Source organism: Paraburkholderia largidicola, assembly GCF_013426895.1.
Classification (GTDB): Bacteria; Pseudomonadota; Gammaproteobacteria; order Burkholderiales; family Burkholderiaceae; genus Paraburkholderia; species Paraburkholderia largidicola.
Genome location: NZ_AP023176.1, coordinates 276,725 through 294,871 on the forward strand (window position 1 = coordinate 276,725; position 18,147 = coordinate 294,871).

Here is an 18,147-nt window from a genome sequence, read left to right on the forward strand (position 1 = left end):
TAAAATTGACGCTTTGTAGATTGTCAACAACAGACAACAACAAAGAAGTCCTCCGGGGGAGCGTAGTAGTCGAGCCGCATGTCGCAGCACTGGCCGTTTCCGTCGCTGGCAGCGACGCCACTCATCAAGGGGTCTGGAAATGAAGCAAGGAGCGGGATTCAACGGTTGCAAGGGGTTTCTGAAGGTGGCGGCGCGCTGTGTGATGGCGGCGTCGGTGATGTTCGGCGTCGCGCAGGCTGCGCAGGCGAAGACGCAGTTGCTCGTCTATACGGCGCTCGAAGACGAAGCGATGAAGCCGTACAAGGACGCCTTCGAGAAGGCGAACCCCGACATCGAAATCCGCTGGGTGCGCGATTCGACGGGTGCGGTCACGGCGAAACTGCTCGCCGAAAAGAGCAATCCGCGCGCCGACGTCGTGCTCGGCCTGGCCGCATCGAGTCTCACGCTGCTCGATCTGCAAGGCATGCTGATGCCGTATCAGCCGAAGGGCTTCGACGCCCTCACGCGTAAATACAGCGACAGCAACAATCCGCCGCATTGGGTCGGCATGGACGTGTGGGGCGCGACCATCTGCTACAACCGCGTCGAAGCGGAAAAGCGCCATCTGCCGAAGCCGACCTCGTGGGAAGACCTCGCCAAGCCCATCTACAAAGGGATGATCGTGATGCCGAGCCCGGTCTCGTCGGGCACGGGCTACCTCGACGTCACGTCGTGGCTGCAGACCTTCGGTGACGAGAAAGGCTGGCAATACATGGACGCGCTCGACAAGAACGTCGCGCAATACGTGCACTCCGGCTCGAAGCCTTGCACGCTGGCGGGCACGGGTGAATTTCCGATCGGCATCTCATTCGAATTCCGCGGCCATGAATTGCAGGCGCAAGGCGCGCCCATCGACCTGATCTTTCCGAAAGAAGGGCTCGGCTGGGACATGGAAGCGACGGGCGTCATGAAGACGACCAAGCATCCCGAAGAAGCGAAGAAGCTCGCCGACTTCATGGCCAGCCGGCAGGCCAACGAAATCACGGCGCAATGGTGGGCGATAGTGGCCTACCCGGGTGTCGCGAAGAAGCTGTCGGGCATTCCCGACAATTATTCGCAACTGCTCGTGAAGAACGACTTCGTCTGGTCCGCGAAGAACCGCCAGTCGATTCTCGACGACTGGCAGAAGCGCTACGGCAGCAAGGAGCAGAAGTAGCGACGGGTCTCGCATGAAGCGCGCGCGACGCGTGCGCTTCGTTCGGGGCGGGCAGCGCGCCGTATGTCGATCGCGCAGCCGCGATGCGGAAAGAGTAGCGAAGCTGGAGGATCAGATGACAGCGTATTTGAGCGTGGAGCAGGTTTCCAAGCGGTTCAACGAGACGACCGTTCTGAACGATATCCATCTCGGCGTGAAGAAGGGCGAGATGCTGTGTTTCCTGGGGCCGTCGGGGTGCGGCAAGACGACCTTGCTGCGGATCATCGCTGGGCTCGAAACGCAGAGCGCGGGCCGCATCATGCAGGACGGCCGCGATATCTCGCGCTTGCCGCCGCAGTTGCGCGACTACGGCATCGTGTTCCAGTCGTACGCGCTGTTTCCGAATCTCACGATATTCGACAACGTGGCGTATGGCCTCGTGAATCGCAAGATGAAGCGCGCGGCGATCGCGGAGCGCGTGCACGAACTGCTCGCGCTGGTGGGTTTGCCGGACTCGCATCGCAAGCATCCGAACCAGTTGTCGGGCGGCCAGCAGCAGCGCATTGCGCTCGCACGGGCGCTGGCGACGTCGCCCGGCTTGCTGTTGCTCGACGAGCCGCTATCGGCGCTCGATGCGCGCGTGCGGGTGCGCTTGCGCCAGGAGATTCGCCAGTTGCAGCAACGGCTCGGCGTCACGACGATCATGGTCACGCACGATCAGGAAGAAGCGCTGTCGATGGCTGATCGCATCGTCGTGATGAATCACGGTGTGATCGAGCAGATCGGTTCGCCGCACGAGATCTATCGCGAGCCTGCGTCGCCGTTCGTCGCGGATTTCATCGGCAAGGTCAACATGATTCCCGCCGAGGTGATGCGCGACGGCACGTTGAAGGCGGGCGAGATCGGGCTGCACTACGGCTGCGGGAGCGCGCAGCCCGCGCCGGGCTCGCAGGTCTCGGCCTTCGTGCGTCCGGAAGACATCCATATCAAGTTGCCCGGCAGCACGCCCGACAACCTGCTTGCCGCGCAGGTGGAAAAGCTCGAGTTTCTCGGCGCGTTTTGCCGCGTCAGTTTCAAGGTCGAAGGACTCGCGGGACAGGAGATCGTCGCCGACCTGTCGTTCCATGAGATGCGCCGCACGGGCCTGCAGACGGGCGCACGTTTCGACCTTGCCATTCAACGCGAAAACGTCTGCGTGTTCACGGCCGCGAAGGAGCGTCTGCAATGAGCGCCGTCCTGATCGAACGCCGCAGCGGCGAAGAAGCGCACGAGGAAGTCCGGCAAATCACGCATTGGCATGACAGGATCGCGCAGCTTGCGCTGTTGCTGATGTCCGCGATGCTCGCCCTGTTTCTGCTGATGCCGCTTGCGCTCGTGATCGGCAAATGCTTCGTCGATGCGGACGGCAAGTTTATCGGTCTTGCGAACTTCAGCGGCTATCTGGCCAGCAAAGCTGTCTGGACGTCTGCGCTGCATTCGGTGGCCGTCGCGTGCACCGTGACGTCGATCGTCATTCCGATGGCGTTCACGTTCGCCTACGCACTCACGCGTTCGTGCATGCCGATGAAGAATGCCGTCCGCACCGTGGCGTTGCTGCCGCTGCTCGCGCCTACGCTGCTGTCGGCGGTGTCGTTCATCTACTGGTTCGGCAATTCGGGGCTTCTGAAGCCGCTGTTGCATGGACATTCGATCTACGGTTTCTCCGGCATCGTGTGCAGTCTCGTCTATGCGGCGTTTCCCCACGTCCTGATGATTCTCGTCACGGCCCTGTCGCTCTCGGATGGCCGCCTGTATGAAGCTGCCGATGCAATGGGCACGAGCCGTCTGCGCAAGTTCGTGACGATCACGCTGCCGGGCGCGAAGTACGGCCTCATCAGCGCGACGATGGTGTCGTTCACGATCTGCATCAACGACTTCGGCGTGCCTGTCGTGATCGGCGGCCCGTACACGGTGCTGTCCACCGACATCTACAAGCTCATCATCGGCCTGCAGGACTTCAATCGTAGCGCGGTGGTCAGCCTGTTGCTGCTGTGTCCCGCGCTGGTGGCGTTCGCCGTCGACTACTTCATTCGCCGCAAGCAGCAGTCGCAGCTCGGCGCGCGTTCGACGCCGTTCCAGCCGAAGCCGTCGCGCGGTTTCGATATGGCGATGCTCGCTTACTGCGCGGTCGTGTGTCTGCTGATGATCGCCGTGGTCGGTATATCGGTGTTCGCGTCGTTCGTGAAGTTCTGGCCGTATCAGATGAGCCTTGGCTTGCAGCACTACAAGATGGGCCTGATCGCGGCCGGCATTTTCGATGCATACAAGAACAGTCTGAAGATGGCGGCATGCGTGGCAATCGGCGGCACGGCGATCGTGTTCGGCGGCGCGTATCTGGTCGAGAAGACGCGCGGGCCGCGCTGGCTGCGTGGGTTCATCAACCTTTGCGCAATCCTGCCGATGGGCGTGCCGGGGCTCGTGCTCGGCATCAGCTACATCTTTCTGTTCAACGCGCCTGCCAATCCGCTCAACGGTCTGTACGGCACGCTCGCGCTGCTCGCCGTCGTGACGGTGGTGCACTACTACTCGTCGAGTCATCTGACGGCGGTGACTGCACTGCGGCAGATCGACAACGAATTCGAGGCGGTGTCCGCTTCGCTGAAAGTGCCTTTCTACAAGACCTTCTGGCGCGTCACCGTGCCCGTCTGCCTGCCGTCGATCCTGCAGATCGCGCGCTATCTGTTCGTCAACGGCATGACGACGGTATCCGCTGTCGCATTCCTCTATTCGCCCGACACGCAACCTGCCTCGGTGGCGATCCTGAACCTCGACGACGCCGGTCAGATCGGACCGGCCGCCGCAATGGCGACGCTCGTCCTCGTTACGGCTGCCTGTGCGTGTCTGCTGTTTGCCGCCGTATCGCACGGCGTGTTGCGTCGAACTCAGGCATGGCGCACGACGCGCCGTGGCTGAAATGAACCTTCATCGTGTCCATCAAGGAGATGCCGTGAATCTGCCCCGTCAACCGATTTTGCTCACTCCCGGTCCGCTCACCACGTCCGACCGCACGCGCGACGCCATGCTGCGCGACTGGGGTTCGTGGGATGGCGACTTCAACCAGATCACCGCGCGAGTCCGCCGCGAGACGCTGCGTATCGTGCATGGCGAAGACACGCACGAGTGCGTGCCATTGCAGGGCAGCGGCACGTTCTCGGTCGAAGCGGCCATCGGCACGCTCGTTCCGCGCGACGGCCATGTGCTGGTGCCGAACAACGGCGCGTATTGCCAGCGCATCATGAAGATCTGCCGCGCGCTCGGGCGGCGTCATCAGAGCATCGACTATCCGGAAGACACGCAGGTCAAACCCGCCGATATCGACCGCGTGCTCGCAGCCGACCCGAGCATCACACACGTCGCGCTGGTCCATTGCGAAACGGGTGCGGGCGTGCTCAATCCGCTGCACGAGATCGCGATGGTGGTGGCGAAGCACGGGCGCAGCCTGATCGTCGACGCGATGAGTTCGTTCGGCGCGATCGATATCGATGCGCGCCAGACGCCATTCGATGCCGTCGTCGCGGCATCGGGCAAGTGCCTGGAGGGCGTGCCCGGCATGGGATTCGTGATCGTCCGTCGCAGCGTGCTCGAGCGCTGCGAGGGCAACAGTCATTCGCTCGCGATGGATCTCTACGACCAGTGGGCCTACATGAACCGCACGACGCAATGGCGCTTCACGCCGCCGACGCACGTCGTTGCGGCGCTGGATCAGGCTATCGCGCAGTACATCGAGGAAGGCGGCCTCGAAGCGCGCGGCGCACGCTATGCGCGCAACTGCCGAGCGCTGATCGACGGGATGGCGGAACTGGGATTCAGGCCGTTTCTCGACCCGTCGATTCAGGCCCCGATCATCGTGACGTTCCATGCACCCGACGATCCCGCCTACGACTTCAAGACCTTCTATCAGGAAGTGAAGAAGCGCGGCTATATCCTCTATCCCGGCAAGCTGACGCAGATCGAAACGTTCCGCGTCGGGTGCATCGGGCATTTTGGCGAGGCTGGTATTCCCGGCGCGGTAGCGGCAATCGCGGACACGCTGAAAGCAATGGGAATCTCGCAGGTGTCGCCGAAAGCACTTGCGTGATTGGATGGATCGTTTCGAAGACTTCGCGCGATGTCACCGGCGCGAGGTCTTCGGAGCATCGGTGCGGGTTCCGGCCAACCTATTCTGCGAGCAAACATGCGACCCTTCTGGATCGAGCAGGCGCTTTTCTCCGACGGCGAGTTGTCGCCCGCGTTGCAAGGCGCGACGACGGCCGATGTCTGTATCGTCGGCGGCGGCTATACGGGACTGTGGACCGCCATTCAGGCGAAGCTGCAGAAGCCCGATATCGATATCGTGATCGTCGAAAGCGATCTGTGCGGCGCGGGCGCGAGCGGCCGCAACGGCGGTTGCATGCTGACGTGGTCGACGAAGTTCTTCACGTTGCGGCGTCTGTTCGGTGAAACGGAAGCGCTGCGGCTGGTCAAGGCATCCGAAGAAGCCGTTCACCGCATCCGCGATTTCTGCGCGGCGCATCGTATCGACGCCGAACTGCGCATGGATGGCACGCTTTATACGGCGACATCGCGCGCGCAGATCGGCGCGCTGGACCCCGTCATCGCCGCGCTGCGCGAGCACGGCATCCATTCGTATCATGACGTTTCTCCCGATGAGGTGGCGCGACGTTCCGGTTCGGCGCGCAATCTGGCCGGCGTGTTTTCTCCGACGGCGGCAACGGTGCATCCGGGCAAACTCGTGCGCGGCTTGCGGCGGGTCGCGCTCGAGATGGGCATACGGATCTATGAGCGCACGCCGATGCTCGACTTTACGGGAGGCGAGCGTGTGACGGTGCGCACGCCAGCGGGAAGCGTGACGGCCGGCAAGCTCGTGCTCGCGATCAACGCGTGGATGGCGAGCCGCTTCAGGCAATTCGAACGCACGCTCGCCATCGTCTCCAGCGACATGATCGTCACGGAGAAGTGCCCCGAACTGCTGGCGCGCAGCGGTCTCACGGACGGCGTGTCGGTGCTCGATTCGCGCATCTTCGTCTACTACTACCGCAGCACACCCGACGGGCGGCTGATGCTGGGCAAGGGCGGCAACACGTTCGCATGGCGCGGCCGGATTGCGCCCGTATTCGATCAGCGCTCGCCGTATGAAGGCGAACTGACACGCGGCCTGCACGCATTCTTTCCCGCGTTACGTGAGGTGCCGGTAACAGCGAGCTGGAACGGTCCATCGGATCGTTCGGTGACGGGCTTTCCGTTTTTCGGCAGGCTCGACGACGCGCCCAATGTGTTCTATGGATTCGGTTATTCGGGCAACGGCGTGGGGCCGACCTACATGGGCGGGCAGATTCTGTCTTCGCTGGTGCTGGGACTCGATAATGCCTGGACACGCAGCCCATTGACGCGTGGACCGTTGGGCCACTTCCCGCCGGAGCCGGTGCGGTATGTCGGTTCGATCACCGTGCGCAACGCCATTCGTCGCAAGGAGCGAGCCGAGGACGAGGACAGGCAGCCGTGGCTGGTCGACCGGTGGCTGAGCCGGTTTGCCAGCGCGGCGGGTAAGTCGGACAAGGCGTAGGCGGGTGTAGCTTCTACGCCTCTGCTACGGACGCGCCGTTAGAACGGGCGGCCTCGATCCAGCGCTCATGCGCACGCCGCATCCTGGCGATACCATGCGCGACGTGCTCGCGCACGAGCGCGACCGCGCCGTCTTCGTCGCCGTTTGCGAGCGCGTTGACGATCTTCTCGTGCTCGGCGACGGATTCGCTCAACGCGCTTTGATCCGTTTCGATCGCCGCCTGGCGCAACAAGCCGAGTTGCAGCACGAGCTGGCGGTAGGTCGCGATGAGATGCTGGTTGCCGACGCCTTCGACCATCGCGCCGTGCAACTGCACGTTCAGTTCCGTGTAGCGGGCGAGATCGCGGGTTTTCTTCGCGGCTTTCATCGCGGTGACGATGCCTTTCAAGGTGGCGAGTGTCTCTGGCCGCATGTGATTCGCGAGCTTCCGTGCGACCGATTCGTCGAGCATCGCACGCACTTCATAAATTTCTTCTGCTTCCCGCAGCGACACGACACGCACGATCACGCCACGGTTCTTTTCCGTCTTCAGGAGGCCGGACGCCTCCAGCGCGCGGAACGCTTCGCGCACGGGGCCACGCGACACGCCCAGGCGCGTGGCGATTTCGACTTCATTGAGCTTTTCGCCGGGCGCGAGCTCGCCCGACAGGATGCTGCGGTGAAGGCTTTCCTGCACGAGCATCGCGAGGGATTGTCGGCGCAGAAGTTCGAACGCATCGGGCAGGTTGTTGTTGTCGGTCATGGAGATCGATCCCGGAGTGTCAGCGGTCAGATATGATCTGCGCAAACATTGCGGTGCATTTTGTTTATTGTCAACAGTCCTCGTTGGGGACGATCTGTTTTGGGGGATAGGCAACGCTGTCGCAAGCGCTCGCAGAACCACGCCGGGTGTATGCACGATTCATGCACTTCGTGCCTTTGCCGCCCCCGACCACCTGGCGTACTCCTGCAAGCGCTTGCGTCAACCGTCTACGAAAAGAATGCGAACGGCAAAATCGCAGCGATGTAGACTGAAATGCCGAACGTCGCAAAGCCCAGGCTGATCGCCAGCAACCCGAGAACGCTGGCGGTGATCGCCATTCCGACGCACCAGCGGTGCTGGATCTGACGGCCTGTGATTACGCTTCTGTCTGCGGTCGTTTCCGCGACAGTTTCTGCCGTACTCGTGTATCGATGAAATCTCAACCGAAGCATGTACAACCTCGCTTTCTTTAGCGTTGAGATTCTGTCACTTGCCGTATAACGAATTTGTAAAACCATAGGGGTGCGCTGTTAATTCGGCATATGCAAGCGCTACGCTGTCATGGACGGTCAGGTTGGGCCAGCTGATAACGCGGATCGAGGAGGGTTGGTTACCGGAATACGATACGAGGTAGTGCAACTTCACGATCCGTCGCACAGGAGCCAGCCAGTCCGTTCAGCGGCACCGGAGGCTCGAATAGTCAACAACTCGGGATGCGGAAATCCGTCCGTCGAAGGTGTCTCCCGATTGCGGCTCAGGGTCAAAAGCCCGGCGCTAAGCGCCAGTGAACAAATGGCGGGTACGGCATATCGCTGAGGAAGGCCAGAAATACTTCCACGACCTGGTCAGCCATGAACCATTCATCTGAACGCATCGGAACGTTGCCCGCTCTGAAGACCAGGATCGTGCCGTCTGGGCGCACAGGCGAAGGTTTGTCATGGAATGCTCTCCATCGCTGTGCGTCGCATTCGAAGCGCTCGATCATGCAGCTGACGCCACCGCCCGCTACTTGCACATAGTTACCTGCGTCGTCAGTCAATGACGCATAAGATGACTTGCCGTAGCTGCGCAGTGACTTGAGCCCACGAGCGACCTGTACGGGAGTCGGTGCGGCGATTACCGGTTTGCCCTCGATCTCGAGTTTCATTCGCTGATCTATCTCGACTCTTCTCAATCAGATGGAAATGATACCAACCCCGAAACCCCATAACGAATGACCGCTACTGGTTGATTCGACTGACCGTTTCGGGTTCGGCCTGGCGCGGACGTCCTCGTGTTCAGTCGACCGTCCGCATGGACAGTTCTGCCTCCTTGATGTTCGCTACCGGTTGAAGAATCGAACCATCGAATGTTCTGGGTTCACGCTTTTGCAACAGCACCTTCGGCAAGTCAGGGTTGGCTAGCGCGCCACGTCCTATCGTCACCAGATCTGCACCGTTTTCCAGTGCATTGGCGATTCGATCCGCTGTATGCAAGTTGCCATTCGCAAGGATCGTGACGTCTGGCGCATAGCGACGGGCCAGCGCGACGAGGCTATCTGTCTCGCCTTCGAATGCAGGCTGCCACGCTTCGTGTTCAGTGACGTGAATGAAGTCTGCGCCCGCAGCGGCCAGCGTGCCGAAGATCACTTCGGCATCGCTTCGCGCACCCGGCCACTTCGCCGTGAAATCATTGACTTTGCCTTGCGAGATTCGAATGCCAACGGGTACGGCGTTCCCAATGCCCAGCTTCACTTCCTTCACGACATCGGCGAGCAACTGGACGCGCGCATTCGTGTCTCCGCCCCAACGGTCTGTTCTGCGATTGGTCTCTGCGGTCAGGAACTGGTCGAGCAGATAGCCATTGGCGCCATGAATCTCCACCGCGTTGAAGCCGGAGATAGTCACAGCACGCCGGGCAGCGCTCACGAAGCCCTCTACGGCCTCATCGATTTCGCGCGCAGTCATCTGCCGCGGTTCCGGGTAAAGGCCCTCGCCAAAGTAGAACTCCATCTGCTTGCCTTTAGGGCGCACTGCCGACGGTCCCACCGTGCCCGTTCGATAGAAGTTGCCTTGACTCAGCGCACCCGCATGCATCAGCTGTGCGACGACATGCGCGCCCCGCTTCTGCATGTCCTGGAGGAAAGCCGTCCAGCCCCGGGCCTGCTCGTCGTCCGCGAGGCCCGGCTGAAACCGGTATCCTTGCGAGAACGCCTTGTCGGTATAGATTCCCTCAGTCGTCACGAGACCGAAGCCGCCTTCCGCAAAGCGCAGGTAGTAGTCGAACATGGTCTGCGTCGGATGACCGTTTTCGGTGGCGGTAATGCGGGTCATCGGGGCGACTGCAAGGCGGTTTCTCACTGTGATGCCGTCGCGTTGATATGGCGAAAGGATCAGGGAAGTCGTATCGGTCATTTTGCGGCTCGTGTCGAAGAGAAGGTGAGTGCATGGTAGGCGCCGCGAGCACGGGGAAACAGACACGGGAATGTGAAGCCGCTCTAACACTTTTGGATATAAACGATGCTTCTTCCAGACGTTCGAACCTTTCTGGCTGTCGCATCGGCGGGAAGCCTGTCTGCTGCGGCCCGACAACTCGACGTCGTGCCGATGCAGGTGTCACGACGGATAGCGGCGCTGGAAGAAGATCTTGGCGTGCGCCTTTTTCATCGGACGACCCGATCGCTGACCTTGACCGCCGAGGGCGAAGCTTTCATCCCGTTTGCCAGAGCGATGGCAGACGCAGAGGCGGGCGCGCGGGCCGAACTCAGCCCATCACCGGGCGGGGCGTCGGGGGTGCTGCGCATGACGGCTCCAAGCGGTTTCGGGCAGTCCGTGGTGTTACCGATGCTCCCCTCGTTGATGGAAGCAAATCCCGATCTTCGTATCGACCTCGATCTGTCCGATCGTCAGGTCGATATCGTGGGACAGGGGCTTGACGTGGCGTTGCGGATTGCGCCGCTGGAAGATTCCGAACTTGTGGCGAAGAAGATCGCGGCAAATCCTCGACTAATCTGCGCGGCGCCCACGTACCTGAAGAAGCGTGGGCGTCCTGTCAGCGTTTCCGAACTGGACGATCACGCCTGCATCCGGTTGAGCGCGGTGAGGCAGTGGCCGCTCATCGTGAACGGAGCGTTGATACGCAAGCACGTGGACGCTTACGTCACCACGACCAGCGTCGAAGCGGCACGCACGACTGCCGTGCAAGGGCTGGGACTCGCTCAGTTGACTTACTGGGATGTATTTCGACAGCTGGCCGACAAGTCGCTTGAGCAGATTCACCTGGAGGACGCGACGATGGAGGATCTGTCGGTCTGGGCCGTCATGCCGAGTCGACGTTATGTGCCGAACCGGGTGAGCGTTTTTCTTGATGCACTTCGAAATCAGATCGCCGAGCTTGGTCGGAGCCTTGGTCGCGCACCGTGACGTGCGGCAAGTCGAGCGTGTCGAAAGCATGCGGGAACATGCCCCGATTTGGCACCGACGGGCTAATGTTGTGCATGAAACCCGGAGATCGACTGGCACTTGGCCGCTAGAACTCCCTGATGTCCCACTGACCTGGCGGCTGGATACGGGAGTTGGTCGCTATTTAATGTTCAGGTGAATCCACGTACACGGAGAAAGGCCCCGCGTGGCACACCATTGACCACAGAACTAAAACAAAGTGTAGGAACTTCCGACAAGCTATCGGACATTCGCGACACGGACATTTTTGTTAAAAATGGCGCATCTATGATGCATTGCAATATGAAGAGTTGCAGACGCGAAGCACCTTGCGTTTCATAAAGCTCCGTGTGACCGAAGCACTGTCGAATGATGAGATCGACAGTAGACGACTCCCATGCTTGCGGCCATCGCCATGTGCAATGGCACGGCAATCTTCAAATCAGACTCTCCGTCGTTTACTCGAATGGAGGGTCGCAACAATGCTTGAATATTTGAAGCCCGATGTGGCTTCTCTTGCGCATCTATCCAGTTTTCTTCTTACCTGCAACGGTTAAAGAGGAGGCTCATGACGTCTGCAAATCTGGAGTTGCCTGCCGCTCGCCGCGTGCAGATTCCCGAGCCCGCTGCGCGTTGTGCATCGGTGATACGTCGCGTCGCAGTACTTCTATTCGAGAACTGTTCGTTTATCGTCACGGTCGTGCTGGGTGAAATCTTTCAGGCGGCAAACGAGAGTGCCGTATATGCAAACCTCAATGTGAGGTATGACCTGAGATTTCTATCGGCTACGGGGGGGAACGTAAAGTGTTCATCTTCGATTTGCGTCTGGACCGATGAAATCAATGCGTCGCATCGCCCGGGTTTAGATGCGCTTTTCGTCTCCGACGGTGCGGGCGTGGCCGCGGCCGCTGCGGCGTGCGACGAACGACTCGTGCAATGGCTGCGCCGCACTCACGCGAACATGATTCCAGTGGTGCCCCTTGGTGAGGGGCGCAGGCTATTTCAGGCGGCCTGCGGGAGCGCTGAAAGGCAGCCGGCCGGATCCGGCGACGATGTATGCGGAGCGCAAGGCGTTGAAGAACGCGATCACACGAACGTTCGGCTCGAGCTGATGAAGGGTGCGCTGATCCTGATCGCACGCGATATGGGGGAGGATTGCGCGCGCGGCGTTGCGGAGCACGTCATGCCCGAAACCCTGCCCGCCCTGTCATCGTTGCTCGGCGGCCAGCCGGATAGTGGTTCTGTCGACAGGGTGCATATCGCAGCGCGCTGGATGAAAGAGAATTGCCAGAGCTCGATTTCCATTGAAGATGCTGCACGGCTAGTCGATATGAGCACCCGCAATTTTCAGCGTTGCTTCAAATCGGAGGTGGGAGTTACACCTTCTGCCTATCTGCTGCATGCACGATTCTCGATCATCTGCAGTTTGTTGACCCATTCCGAACTGCCCGTCGACAAGATTGCGCGGCGTACCGGAATGGGAAACGGAGACAGACTGGCAAAAGTCTTTCGCCGGCATTTGCATCTATCGCCAACCGAGTATCGCACCAGAGCGCGGAGGGTAGCTGGCATATAGCCCGTTTCGCGACTCGTGATTTGAAAGGGGTATTCGTTAAACCGGGATTCTTCGTTCCCTAAAGATTACGGTCACCTTCTTTAATTTGAAACCGAGGTGACTACACTTTTTTCCTGCCGTTTCGACGGAAATCTTTAAGCCGCGCGCAGCGTTAATTTCCGAATCTTCGAGCGAAACGCCAGACACTTCATTTTGCACGTGAGGCATGCTTTGCGAACTTCTCGGTGGCGAGCCGTTTGTGTCCTCTAGAAGGGAGCTGTTGCCACGTTGCCTACAGGGAAGCGATATGCGCAAGTTTGAAGAAAGAGGTGATGCCGTTATGGAACAGGCGTGTAAATCTGCTTTGCATGCCTTGCCTGGTATTCCGGGTCAGTTTTTGTCCAACACGGCGTCGATATCCGTCGAGCCTGGCGTTGAGCGGCACGTCCATACGATGGAATCTGCGGTGGACGACACCTTCGCGCTGGCGTGCGCGAATCAGGACGGCTTGCGGTTGCTGATCGGGTCGTTATCTTTTCGCCTTCTTGCGTCAATCCTGGAACAGGGGCCTCCTCCTTACGAGATGTCCCTTCAGGGGTGGCTGTCGATTGACCAAGGCTTGGCGCATCCCCTTACACAGGCCGTCGATGTCCATTTGCGCTTTGGAGACAATGCGCCGCACACTCGAAGTAGCCCGAACGCTGAGGGAGTGGGAATCCAAAAAAGGATTCACGAGTCCGCGACATTTCTTAGATCGAATCTGGAGCAGATCATCACCGTAGCTAATGTCGCGCGTATCGCTTCGATGAGCGAGCGCAATTTCTTGCGGCACTTTCGACAACAGTTTCGGGTGACACCGTCAGAGTATCTGCTGCAAGCGAGGTTGGAAAAGAGCTGTCAATTGCTCATTGAGAGTGAACTGCCTGTCGACAAAATAGCGCGACGTTGCGGGATGACGAGCGGCACGCGCCTTGCGAAGATATTCCGTAAGCGTTACGGCATGTCTCCCACTGAATTCAGGTTGCAAAATGGGTAACTCAGCGCCCGTTCACGGTGGCCTGACGCAATGCTCTCGCGTGCGTGCACGCAACAGACGGGTGCTCGCGCGTCACTTCCGGGAAGGTGCGAGTAACGCGTTAGCGTTGAGTTCAGTCACTGACAGATCGCGATTCTTCTTTTCGAATACCGCGCAGAGCAATGGCGAGTATCTGTCGATTGCCGCCTGGATCGGAGCATGACGACCATATGCGACGGCCGATACAGTCAACAGTGAAACTGCCACGAACGGGCGCAGTTCACTCGGCACCAGAGGGGCAGGCCGCCACCGCACTAACTGCATCGTCACAAGCATACCGAGCGTCCCGCCGGCGATGACTTCTGATACCGAGTGTGCCTCGTCGCGAATACGGGAGACGCCGATCAGCGTGGCAATGGCAATTCCTGACCACAACGCGGCGCGGTGCCGATTGGCGCTGCCGTCCTGGAATGTAAGAACGAGCAACACTGGCCACACGGCCGACGCCAGCATGGTGTGTCCGCTAATCATCCGGAACCGGATGACCTCGATCTGCAGGCCGGAGCCCGCATAGAGAATCTTGCTCAGGCCGACCACTGCCATCGCACCGATAAGCAGCCCTGACCATACGAACGCCACCCGAGCGCCTGTCAATGAGCGGGTCAGCCAGGCGGTACAGACGATTGCGAGCGGGAGCATCAACGCCGGGTCACCCAGATTGCTAATGGCAGGCCACATTCGCTGTTCCTCAGGTTCCGAGCAATCGTAGTGTATTGCAAAGAACGGATCGCCAAATTCAAGCTGTCAGTCGCGAGCAACACGACTACAGCCAAAAGAATATGACTTGAACACATGACATCGATATGAATCGGGTCTTGATTGCGTGAATATTTCGCTATCTGGTCCGATAGAAACATAAATAAGGATAACGAAATGAAAGATTGCTTTCGTATTAATAATGCGGATTCATCGGACAACGTCGGGCACGATTCAGCCAACGAATATTGAAGTGCTGCCCTTCAACTATGATGCACTGCATATAAATGTGTCGTCGGGTGAGGTGGTTTGGCTCATCTGAAAGCTTTGGAAGCAATTCGTAGTTCGTCTTTCATAGCAATCCTTGCCAGTATTTCTCATGTACGCGATTTTGGACAATCCACCGCGGTCATTAACGTAGGAATACTAAGATGAACAGGCGTGACGAACAGATGATCGTTCAGCATAACGGTCAAGACACGTACGAGAGCGATCGGCAAGCCGGGGCGATGGAAATGGTTCAGGTGATACTTGCCGGTGGCGCCGGCACCCGACTATGGCCATTGTCCAAAGACCGGTATCCGACACAATTGACCGGCCTGCTGGGGCAGGATTCTCTGTTGCAGGCAGCTGTCACACGCACACGGAATCTTCCTGGCCCGTGGCGCGTGGCTCCCGATCCCGTCGTCGTATGCAGCAACGAGAATCGATTGATCACCGAGGAGCAGACCCGCGTGGCGGGCGTGCATTCGTCGATCGTGGTCGAGCCGGCTCGACGTGATACGGCGCCCGCGCTGACCCTTGCAGCAGCGGCGGTATCCCGTGACGGTGCCGATCCCATCATCGTTGCGATGCCGGTCGACGACGCGATCGCAGACGTTGCGGCATTCCAGCGCGCGATTCTCAACGCAGCACACTATGCTGCCGAGGGGGCGATCGTCATGCTGGGTGTGCCGCCCACGCGCGCGGAGACGGGCTTCGGCTATATACGGTTTGGCGCCTCGCTTCACGGTGACGCTCGCAACATCGAGCGCTTCGTCGAGAAGCCGGCGGCCGAGCTCGCCGTGCATTATGTGCAGTCAGGCGGCTACTGGTGGAATAGCGGCATTTTCGTCGTGCGTGCGAAAGTGTGGCTCGACGCGGTCAATCGCATTCAACCGGCGATATACCAAGCTTGCGTGGAAGCCATCGAAAACGGCATGAGCGACGAACCGTACTTCTATGTCAGCCCTCAGCATTTCAACAGTTCGCCGCCCGCATCGATCGATCATCTCGTGATGGAGCGGATCGGCATTGACGACGCGCTGCCGGTCGGCGTGGCCGTGCTGCTCGATGCGGGTTGGACCGACCTCGGTTCGTACGACGAGCGGAGCGATGGTGCGGTCGAGGACGTGCAAGGGGGCATTGCCCGAGACCGCAGATTGGCTGGAAGAGACATCGCGTCGATCGGCGTTGCGCGACAGTATCTGACAGACGATGACGTGCAGGCGATGAACGTGGCCATTGTCCACGACTGGCTGGTGAAGCCGGGCGGCGCGGAGAAAGTACTCCAGCAGATTATCCAATGCTTTCCTGATGCCGATCTCTTCAGTCTCGTCGATTTTCTCGAAGATCGTGAGCCGGTGTGCGGCAAACCCGTCACGACTTCGTTCATTCAGGATCTGCCCTTTGCGCAGCGACGCTACCGCGCGTATCTGCCGCTGATGCCACTGGCGGTCGAGCAGTTCGATCTGTCGGCATATGACCTCGTTATCACGAGTTCGTACGCGGTCGCAAAAGGCGTATTGGTGGGACCGGACCAGACGCACGTCAGCTATGTGCATTCGCCGATGCGCTACGCGTGGGATCTGCAGCATCAATATCTTCGCGAATCGAAACTGACTCACGGACCGAGGTCATGGGCGGCACGCGCGCTGTTGCATTACATGCGTACATGGGACGCGCGTTCGGCCAACGGAGTCGATCAACTGATCGCAAATTCCGATTTCGTCGCGCGTCGCGTCATGAAAGTCTACCGGCGCGAAGCTACCGTAATCGCACCGCCCGTCGAAGTCGAGATGTTCGAGCTATGTGAGGAAAAAGAAGACTTCTATTTGACGGCTTCGAGACTGGTGCCGTACAAGCGTGTCGATCTGGTTGTGGAAGCGTTCTCGCGAACGCCGCAACGCCGTCTTGTCGTGATCGGAGACGGGCCCGAGATGGAAAAGATACGTTCAATGGCCGGTCCGAACATCACGATACTCGGCTACAAGTCATTCGAAGTCTTGAAAGACTATATGCAACGTGCGAAGGCGTTCGTGTTTGCGGCCGAAGAAGATTTCGGGATCGTCGTTGTCGAAGCGCAGGCTTGCGGCACACCCGTCATTGCGTACGGTAAAGGCGGTTCGCTCGAAACGGTGCGGCCAATCGGCGCTGCACATCCCACGGGTGTGCATTTTTTCCAGCAGAGCGCGGAGTCACTGCTCGAAGCAGTGGAGCACTTCGAAAGTCAGCGTGAACAGATCAGTGTGGCAACCTGCCGCGCGAACGCTGAACGGTTTTCGGTCGCAACGTTCAGGCGCGCGTTCATGGGCGAAGTGAAACGTACGATCGCGGCACGGCATGCATCGCCGAAGTACACGTGGCAATAGCGTGCCGCAGTATCCCGACCTCTATGGTCCCGTAATTCGACATGACGCATCGTGCAAAGCGGTTGCCGCGTCCCGGTTCATTCCGTGACGGATGTCCCCCCATATCTGCAAACCTGCTGTGAACTTGCGGCAAAGGAGAGGAAATTGACGAACGCATTCATTACGGGCATCACTGGACAAGATGGCGCTTACCTCGCACAACTTCTGCTCGAACGGGGCTATCAGGTGTTCGGCACTTATCGCCGTACGAGCAAAGCCAATTTCTGGCGCATGGAAGAGCTTGGCGTATTGAGTCATCCCAATCTGCACCTCGTGGAATGCGACCTGACCGATCTCGACGAAACGATACGGTTGATTGAGAGAACAAAGCCGCGTGAGATCTACAACCTTGCCGCGCAAAGTGTTGTTAGCGCGTCGTTCGATCAACCCGTCACCACCTCGACGATCACAGGATCGGGAGCGCTTCATCTGCTGGAATCGATCCGGACGCTGGACTCTTCCATCCGCTATTACCAGGCCTCCACTTCCGAGATGTTCGGAAAGGTAAGGGCGGCCCCTCAAAACGAAGAAACGCCGTTCTATCCACGCAATCCGTATGGCGTTGCGAAGCTATACGCACATTGGCTCACGATCAACTATCGCGAGTCCTACAACATCTTTGCGTCTCCCGGTATTTTGTACAACCACGAATCGCCGCTGCGGGGACGCGAATTCGTCACGCGAAAAATCACAGATGCCGTCGCGAAGATCAAACTCGGCAAGCAGGACGTACTCGAACTCGGGAATCTCGATGTCAAACGCGATTGGGGATTCGCCAAGGAATACGTGCATGGCATGTGGCGCATGCTCCAGCTCGACGAACCGGAAACATTCGTGCTTGCAACCAACCGCACGGAGACAGTGCGCCGCTTCGTCACGATGGCTTTCAGAGCGGTAGGAACGCAGCTCGAATGGCGTGGTTCCGGCACGCAGGAAGAAGGCCTCGACATATCGAACGGCACGGTCAGGGTGCGCGTCAATCCGAAGTTCTATCGTCCCGCCGAAGGCGATCTTCTGGTCGGCGACCCAGGCAAGGCCAGAGAAAAACTGGGCTGGGAGTCTAAGACCTCGCTTGAAGAGCTATGCAAGATGATGGTCGACGCGGATATCGCACGCAACGAAAAAGGCATCCTGGTCTGACCGTCCCGCAGCGTATTGAGTCGGGCACTGCGTTAATTGCGATGTCCGTACCTGATCTCGCGGCATCGCGTCTCA

Annotated in this window: 13 protein-coding genes and 2 pseudogenes; 11 read left to right on the top strand and 4 right to left on the bottom strand. The window is 59.4% G+C overall.

Features of this window, described 5'->3' with window-relative positions:
- Positions 1-202: 202 nt before the first annotated feature.
- From PPGU16_RS29985 to PPGU16_RS30005, 5 genes are all read left to right on the top strand, one after another.
- Entirely contained in the window at positions 203-1,195 is a 993-nt protein-coding gene (locus PPGU16_RS29985; protein WP_434064453.1) for a putative 2-aminoethylphosphonate ABC transporter substrate-binding protein, read from the top strand.
- Between the two features lie 115 nt (positions 1,196-1,310).
- A complete protein-coding gene (locus PPGU16_RS29990; RefSeq protein WP_180726372.1) occupies positions 1,311-2,402 on the top strand; it encodes a putative 2-aminoethylphosphonate ABC transporter ATP-binding protein in 1,092 nt (363 codons plus the stop codon).
- Positions 2,399-4,126 (top strand): putative 2-aminoethylphosphonate ABC transporter permease subunit, encoded by a 1,728-nt coding sequence (locus tag PPGU16_RS29995; RefSeq protein WP_180726373.1) that lies wholly within the window; start codon positions 2,399-2,401, stop codon positions 4,124-4,126. Before PPGU16_RS29990 ends, PPGU16_RS29995 begins: the two co-directional genes overlap by 4 nt.
- 34 nt (positions 4,127-4,160) lie before the next feature.
- Positions 4,161-5,291, top strand: a complete 1,131-nt coding sequence (locus PPGU16_RS30000; RefSeq protein WP_180726374.1) for a 2-aminoethylphosphonate--pyruvate transaminase — start codon at positions 4,161-4,163, stop codon at positions 5,289-5,291.
- Between the two features lie 96 nt (positions 5,292-5,387).
- A complete protein-coding gene (locus tag PPGU16_RS30005; RefSeq protein ID WP_180726375.1) occupies positions 5,388-6,776 on the top strand; it encodes an FAD-dependent oxidoreductase in 1,389 nt (462 codons plus the stop codon).
- A gap of 13 nt (positions 6,777-6,789) precedes the next feature.
- Here PPGU16_RS30005 and PPGU16_RS30010 read toward each other — a convergent pair whose 3' ends face one another.
- The 3 genes from PPGU16_RS30010 to PPGU16_RS30025 all read right to left on the bottom strand — a co-directional run bounded on the left by PPGU16_RS30010 (position 6,790) and on the right by PPGU16_RS30025 (position 9,911).
- The gene (locus PPGU16_RS30010; protein WP_180726376.1) at positions 6,790-7,518 is read right to left on the bottom strand and encodes a phosphonate utilization associated transcriptional regulator; all 729 of its coding nucleotides are present in this window, start codon (positions 7,516-7,518) and stop codon (positions 6,790-6,792) included.
- Positions 7,519-8,278: 760 nt separating this feature from the next.
- Positions 8,279-8,665 (bottom strand): hypothetical protein, encoded by a 387-nt coding sequence (locus PPGU16_RS30020; protein ID WP_180726377.1) that lies wholly within the window; start codon positions 8,663-8,665, stop codon positions 8,279-8,281.
- A gap of 130 nt (positions 8,666-8,795) precedes the next feature.
- Positions 8,796-9,911 (bottom strand): NADH:flavin oxidoreductase, encoded by a 1,116-nt coding sequence (locus tag PPGU16_RS30025; RefSeq protein WP_180726378.1) that lies wholly within the window; start codon positions 9,909-9,911, stop codon positions 8,796-8,798.
- Between the two features lie 105 nt (positions 9,912-10,016).
- Here PPGU16_RS30025 and PPGU16_RS30030 point away from each other — a divergent pair, with 105 nt between their 5' ends.
- The 3 genes from PPGU16_RS30030 to PPGU16_RS30040 all read left to right on the top strand — a co-directional run bounded on the left by PPGU16_RS30030 (position 10,017) and on the right by PPGU16_RS30040 (position 13,528).
- On the top strand, positions 10,017-10,919 hold the full coding sequence (locus tag PPGU16_RS30030) for a LysR family transcriptional regulator (protein ID WP_180726379.1): 903 nt from the start codon (positions 10,017-10,019) through the stop codon (positions 10,917-10,919).
- Between the two features lie 586 nt (positions 10,920-11,505).
- Complete coding sequence (locus PPGU16_RS30035; protein ID WP_180726380.1) at positions 11,506-12,513, top strand: helix-turn-helix domain-containing protein; 1,008 nt, start codon at positions 11,506-11,508, stop codon at positions 12,511-12,513.
- A 286-nt stretch (positions 12,514-12,799) separates the two neighbouring features.
- Positions 12,800-13,528 carry a helix-turn-helix domain-containing protein gene (locus PPGU16_RS30040; RefSeq protein ID WP_180726381.1) on the top strand — a complete coding sequence of 243 codons (729 nt, stop codon included), beginning with the start codon at positions 12,800-12,802 and terminating at the stop codon, positions 13,526-13,528.
- Positions 13,529-13,600: 72 nt separating this feature from the next.
- Here the strand turns inward: PPGU16_RS30040 and PPGU16_RS30045 are convergent, their stop codons facing one another.
- Positions 13,601-14,245, bottom strand: coding sequence for a phosphatase PAP2 family protein (locus PPGU16_RS30045; RefSeq protein ID WP_180726382.1), 645 nt, complete (start codon positions 14,243-14,245; stop codon positions 13,601-13,603).
- Positions 14,246-14,778: 533 nt separating this feature from the next.
- Between PPGU16_RS30045 and PPGU16_RS42755 the strand changes: the two are divergent.
- The 3 genes and pseudogenes from PPGU16_RS42755 to gmd all read left to right on the top strand — a co-directional run.
- Positions 14,779-15,570, top strand: a pseudogene (locus tag PPGU16_RS42755) (sugar phosphate nucleotidyltransferase); the annotation flags it as partial.
- A gap of 183 nt (positions 15,571-15,753) precedes the next feature.
- Positions 15,754-16,860: pseudogene (locus tag PPGU16_RS42760) on the top strand (glycosyltransferase family 4 protein); the annotation flags it as partial.
- Positions 16,861-17,037: 177 nt separating this feature from the next.
- Positions 17,038-18,072, top strand: a complete 1,035-nt coding sequence (gene gmd, locus PPGU16_RS30055) for a GDP-mannose 4,6-dehydratase (RefSeq protein WP_180726384.1) — start codon at positions 17,038-17,040, stop codon at positions 18,070-18,072.
- Positions 18,073-18,147 lie beyond the last annotated feature (75 nt).

Bases quoted from the DNA above. Each gene is read 5' to 3' on its own strand.
- PPGU16_RS30020 (WP_180726377.1), bottom strand. From the start codon at position 8,665: ATGAAACTCGAGATCGAGGGCAAACCGGTAATCGCCGCACCGACTCCC.
- PPGU16_RS30040 (WP_180726381.1), top strand. From the start codon at position 12,800: ATGCGCAAGTTTGAAGAAAGAGGTGATGCCGTTATGGAACAGGCGTGT.
- PPGU16_RS30035 (WP_180726380.1), top strand. From the start codon at position 11,506: ATGACGTCTGCAAATCTGGAGTTGCCTGCCGCTCGCCGCGTGCAGATT.
- PPGU16_RS30045 (WP_180726382.1), bottom strand. From the start codon at position 14,245: ATGTGGCCTGCCATTAGCAATCTGGGTGACCCGGCGTTGATGCTCCCG.
- PPGU16_RS29995 (WP_180726373.1), top strand. From the start codon at position 2,399: ATGAGCGCCGTCCTGATCGAACGCCGCAGCGGCGAAGAAGCGCACGAG.
- PPGU16_RS29990 (WP_180726372.1), top strand. From the start codon at position 1,311: ATGACAGCGTATTTGAGCGTGGAGCAGGTTTCCAAGCGGTTCAACGAG.
- PPGU16_RS30025 (WP_180726378.1), bottom strand. From the start codon at position 9,911: ATGACCGATACGACTTCCCTGATCCTTTCGCCATATCAACGCGACGGC.
- PPGU16_RS30010 (WP_180726376.1), bottom strand. From the start codon at position 7,518: ATGACCGACAACAACAACCTGCCCGATGCGTTCGAACTTCTGCGCCGA.
- PPGU16_RS29985 (WP_434064453.1), top strand. From the start codon at position 203: ATGGCGGCGTCGGTGATGTTCGGCGTCGCGCAGGCTGCGCAGGCGAAG.
- PPGU16_RS30030 (WP_180726379.1), top strand. From the start codon at position 10,017: ATGCTTCTTCCAGACGTTCGAACCTTTCTGGCTGTCGCATCGGCGGGA.
- PPGU16_RS30005 (WP_180726375.1), top strand. From the start codon at position 5,388: ATGCGACCCTTCTGGATCGAGCAGGCGCTTTTCTCCGACGGCGAGTTG.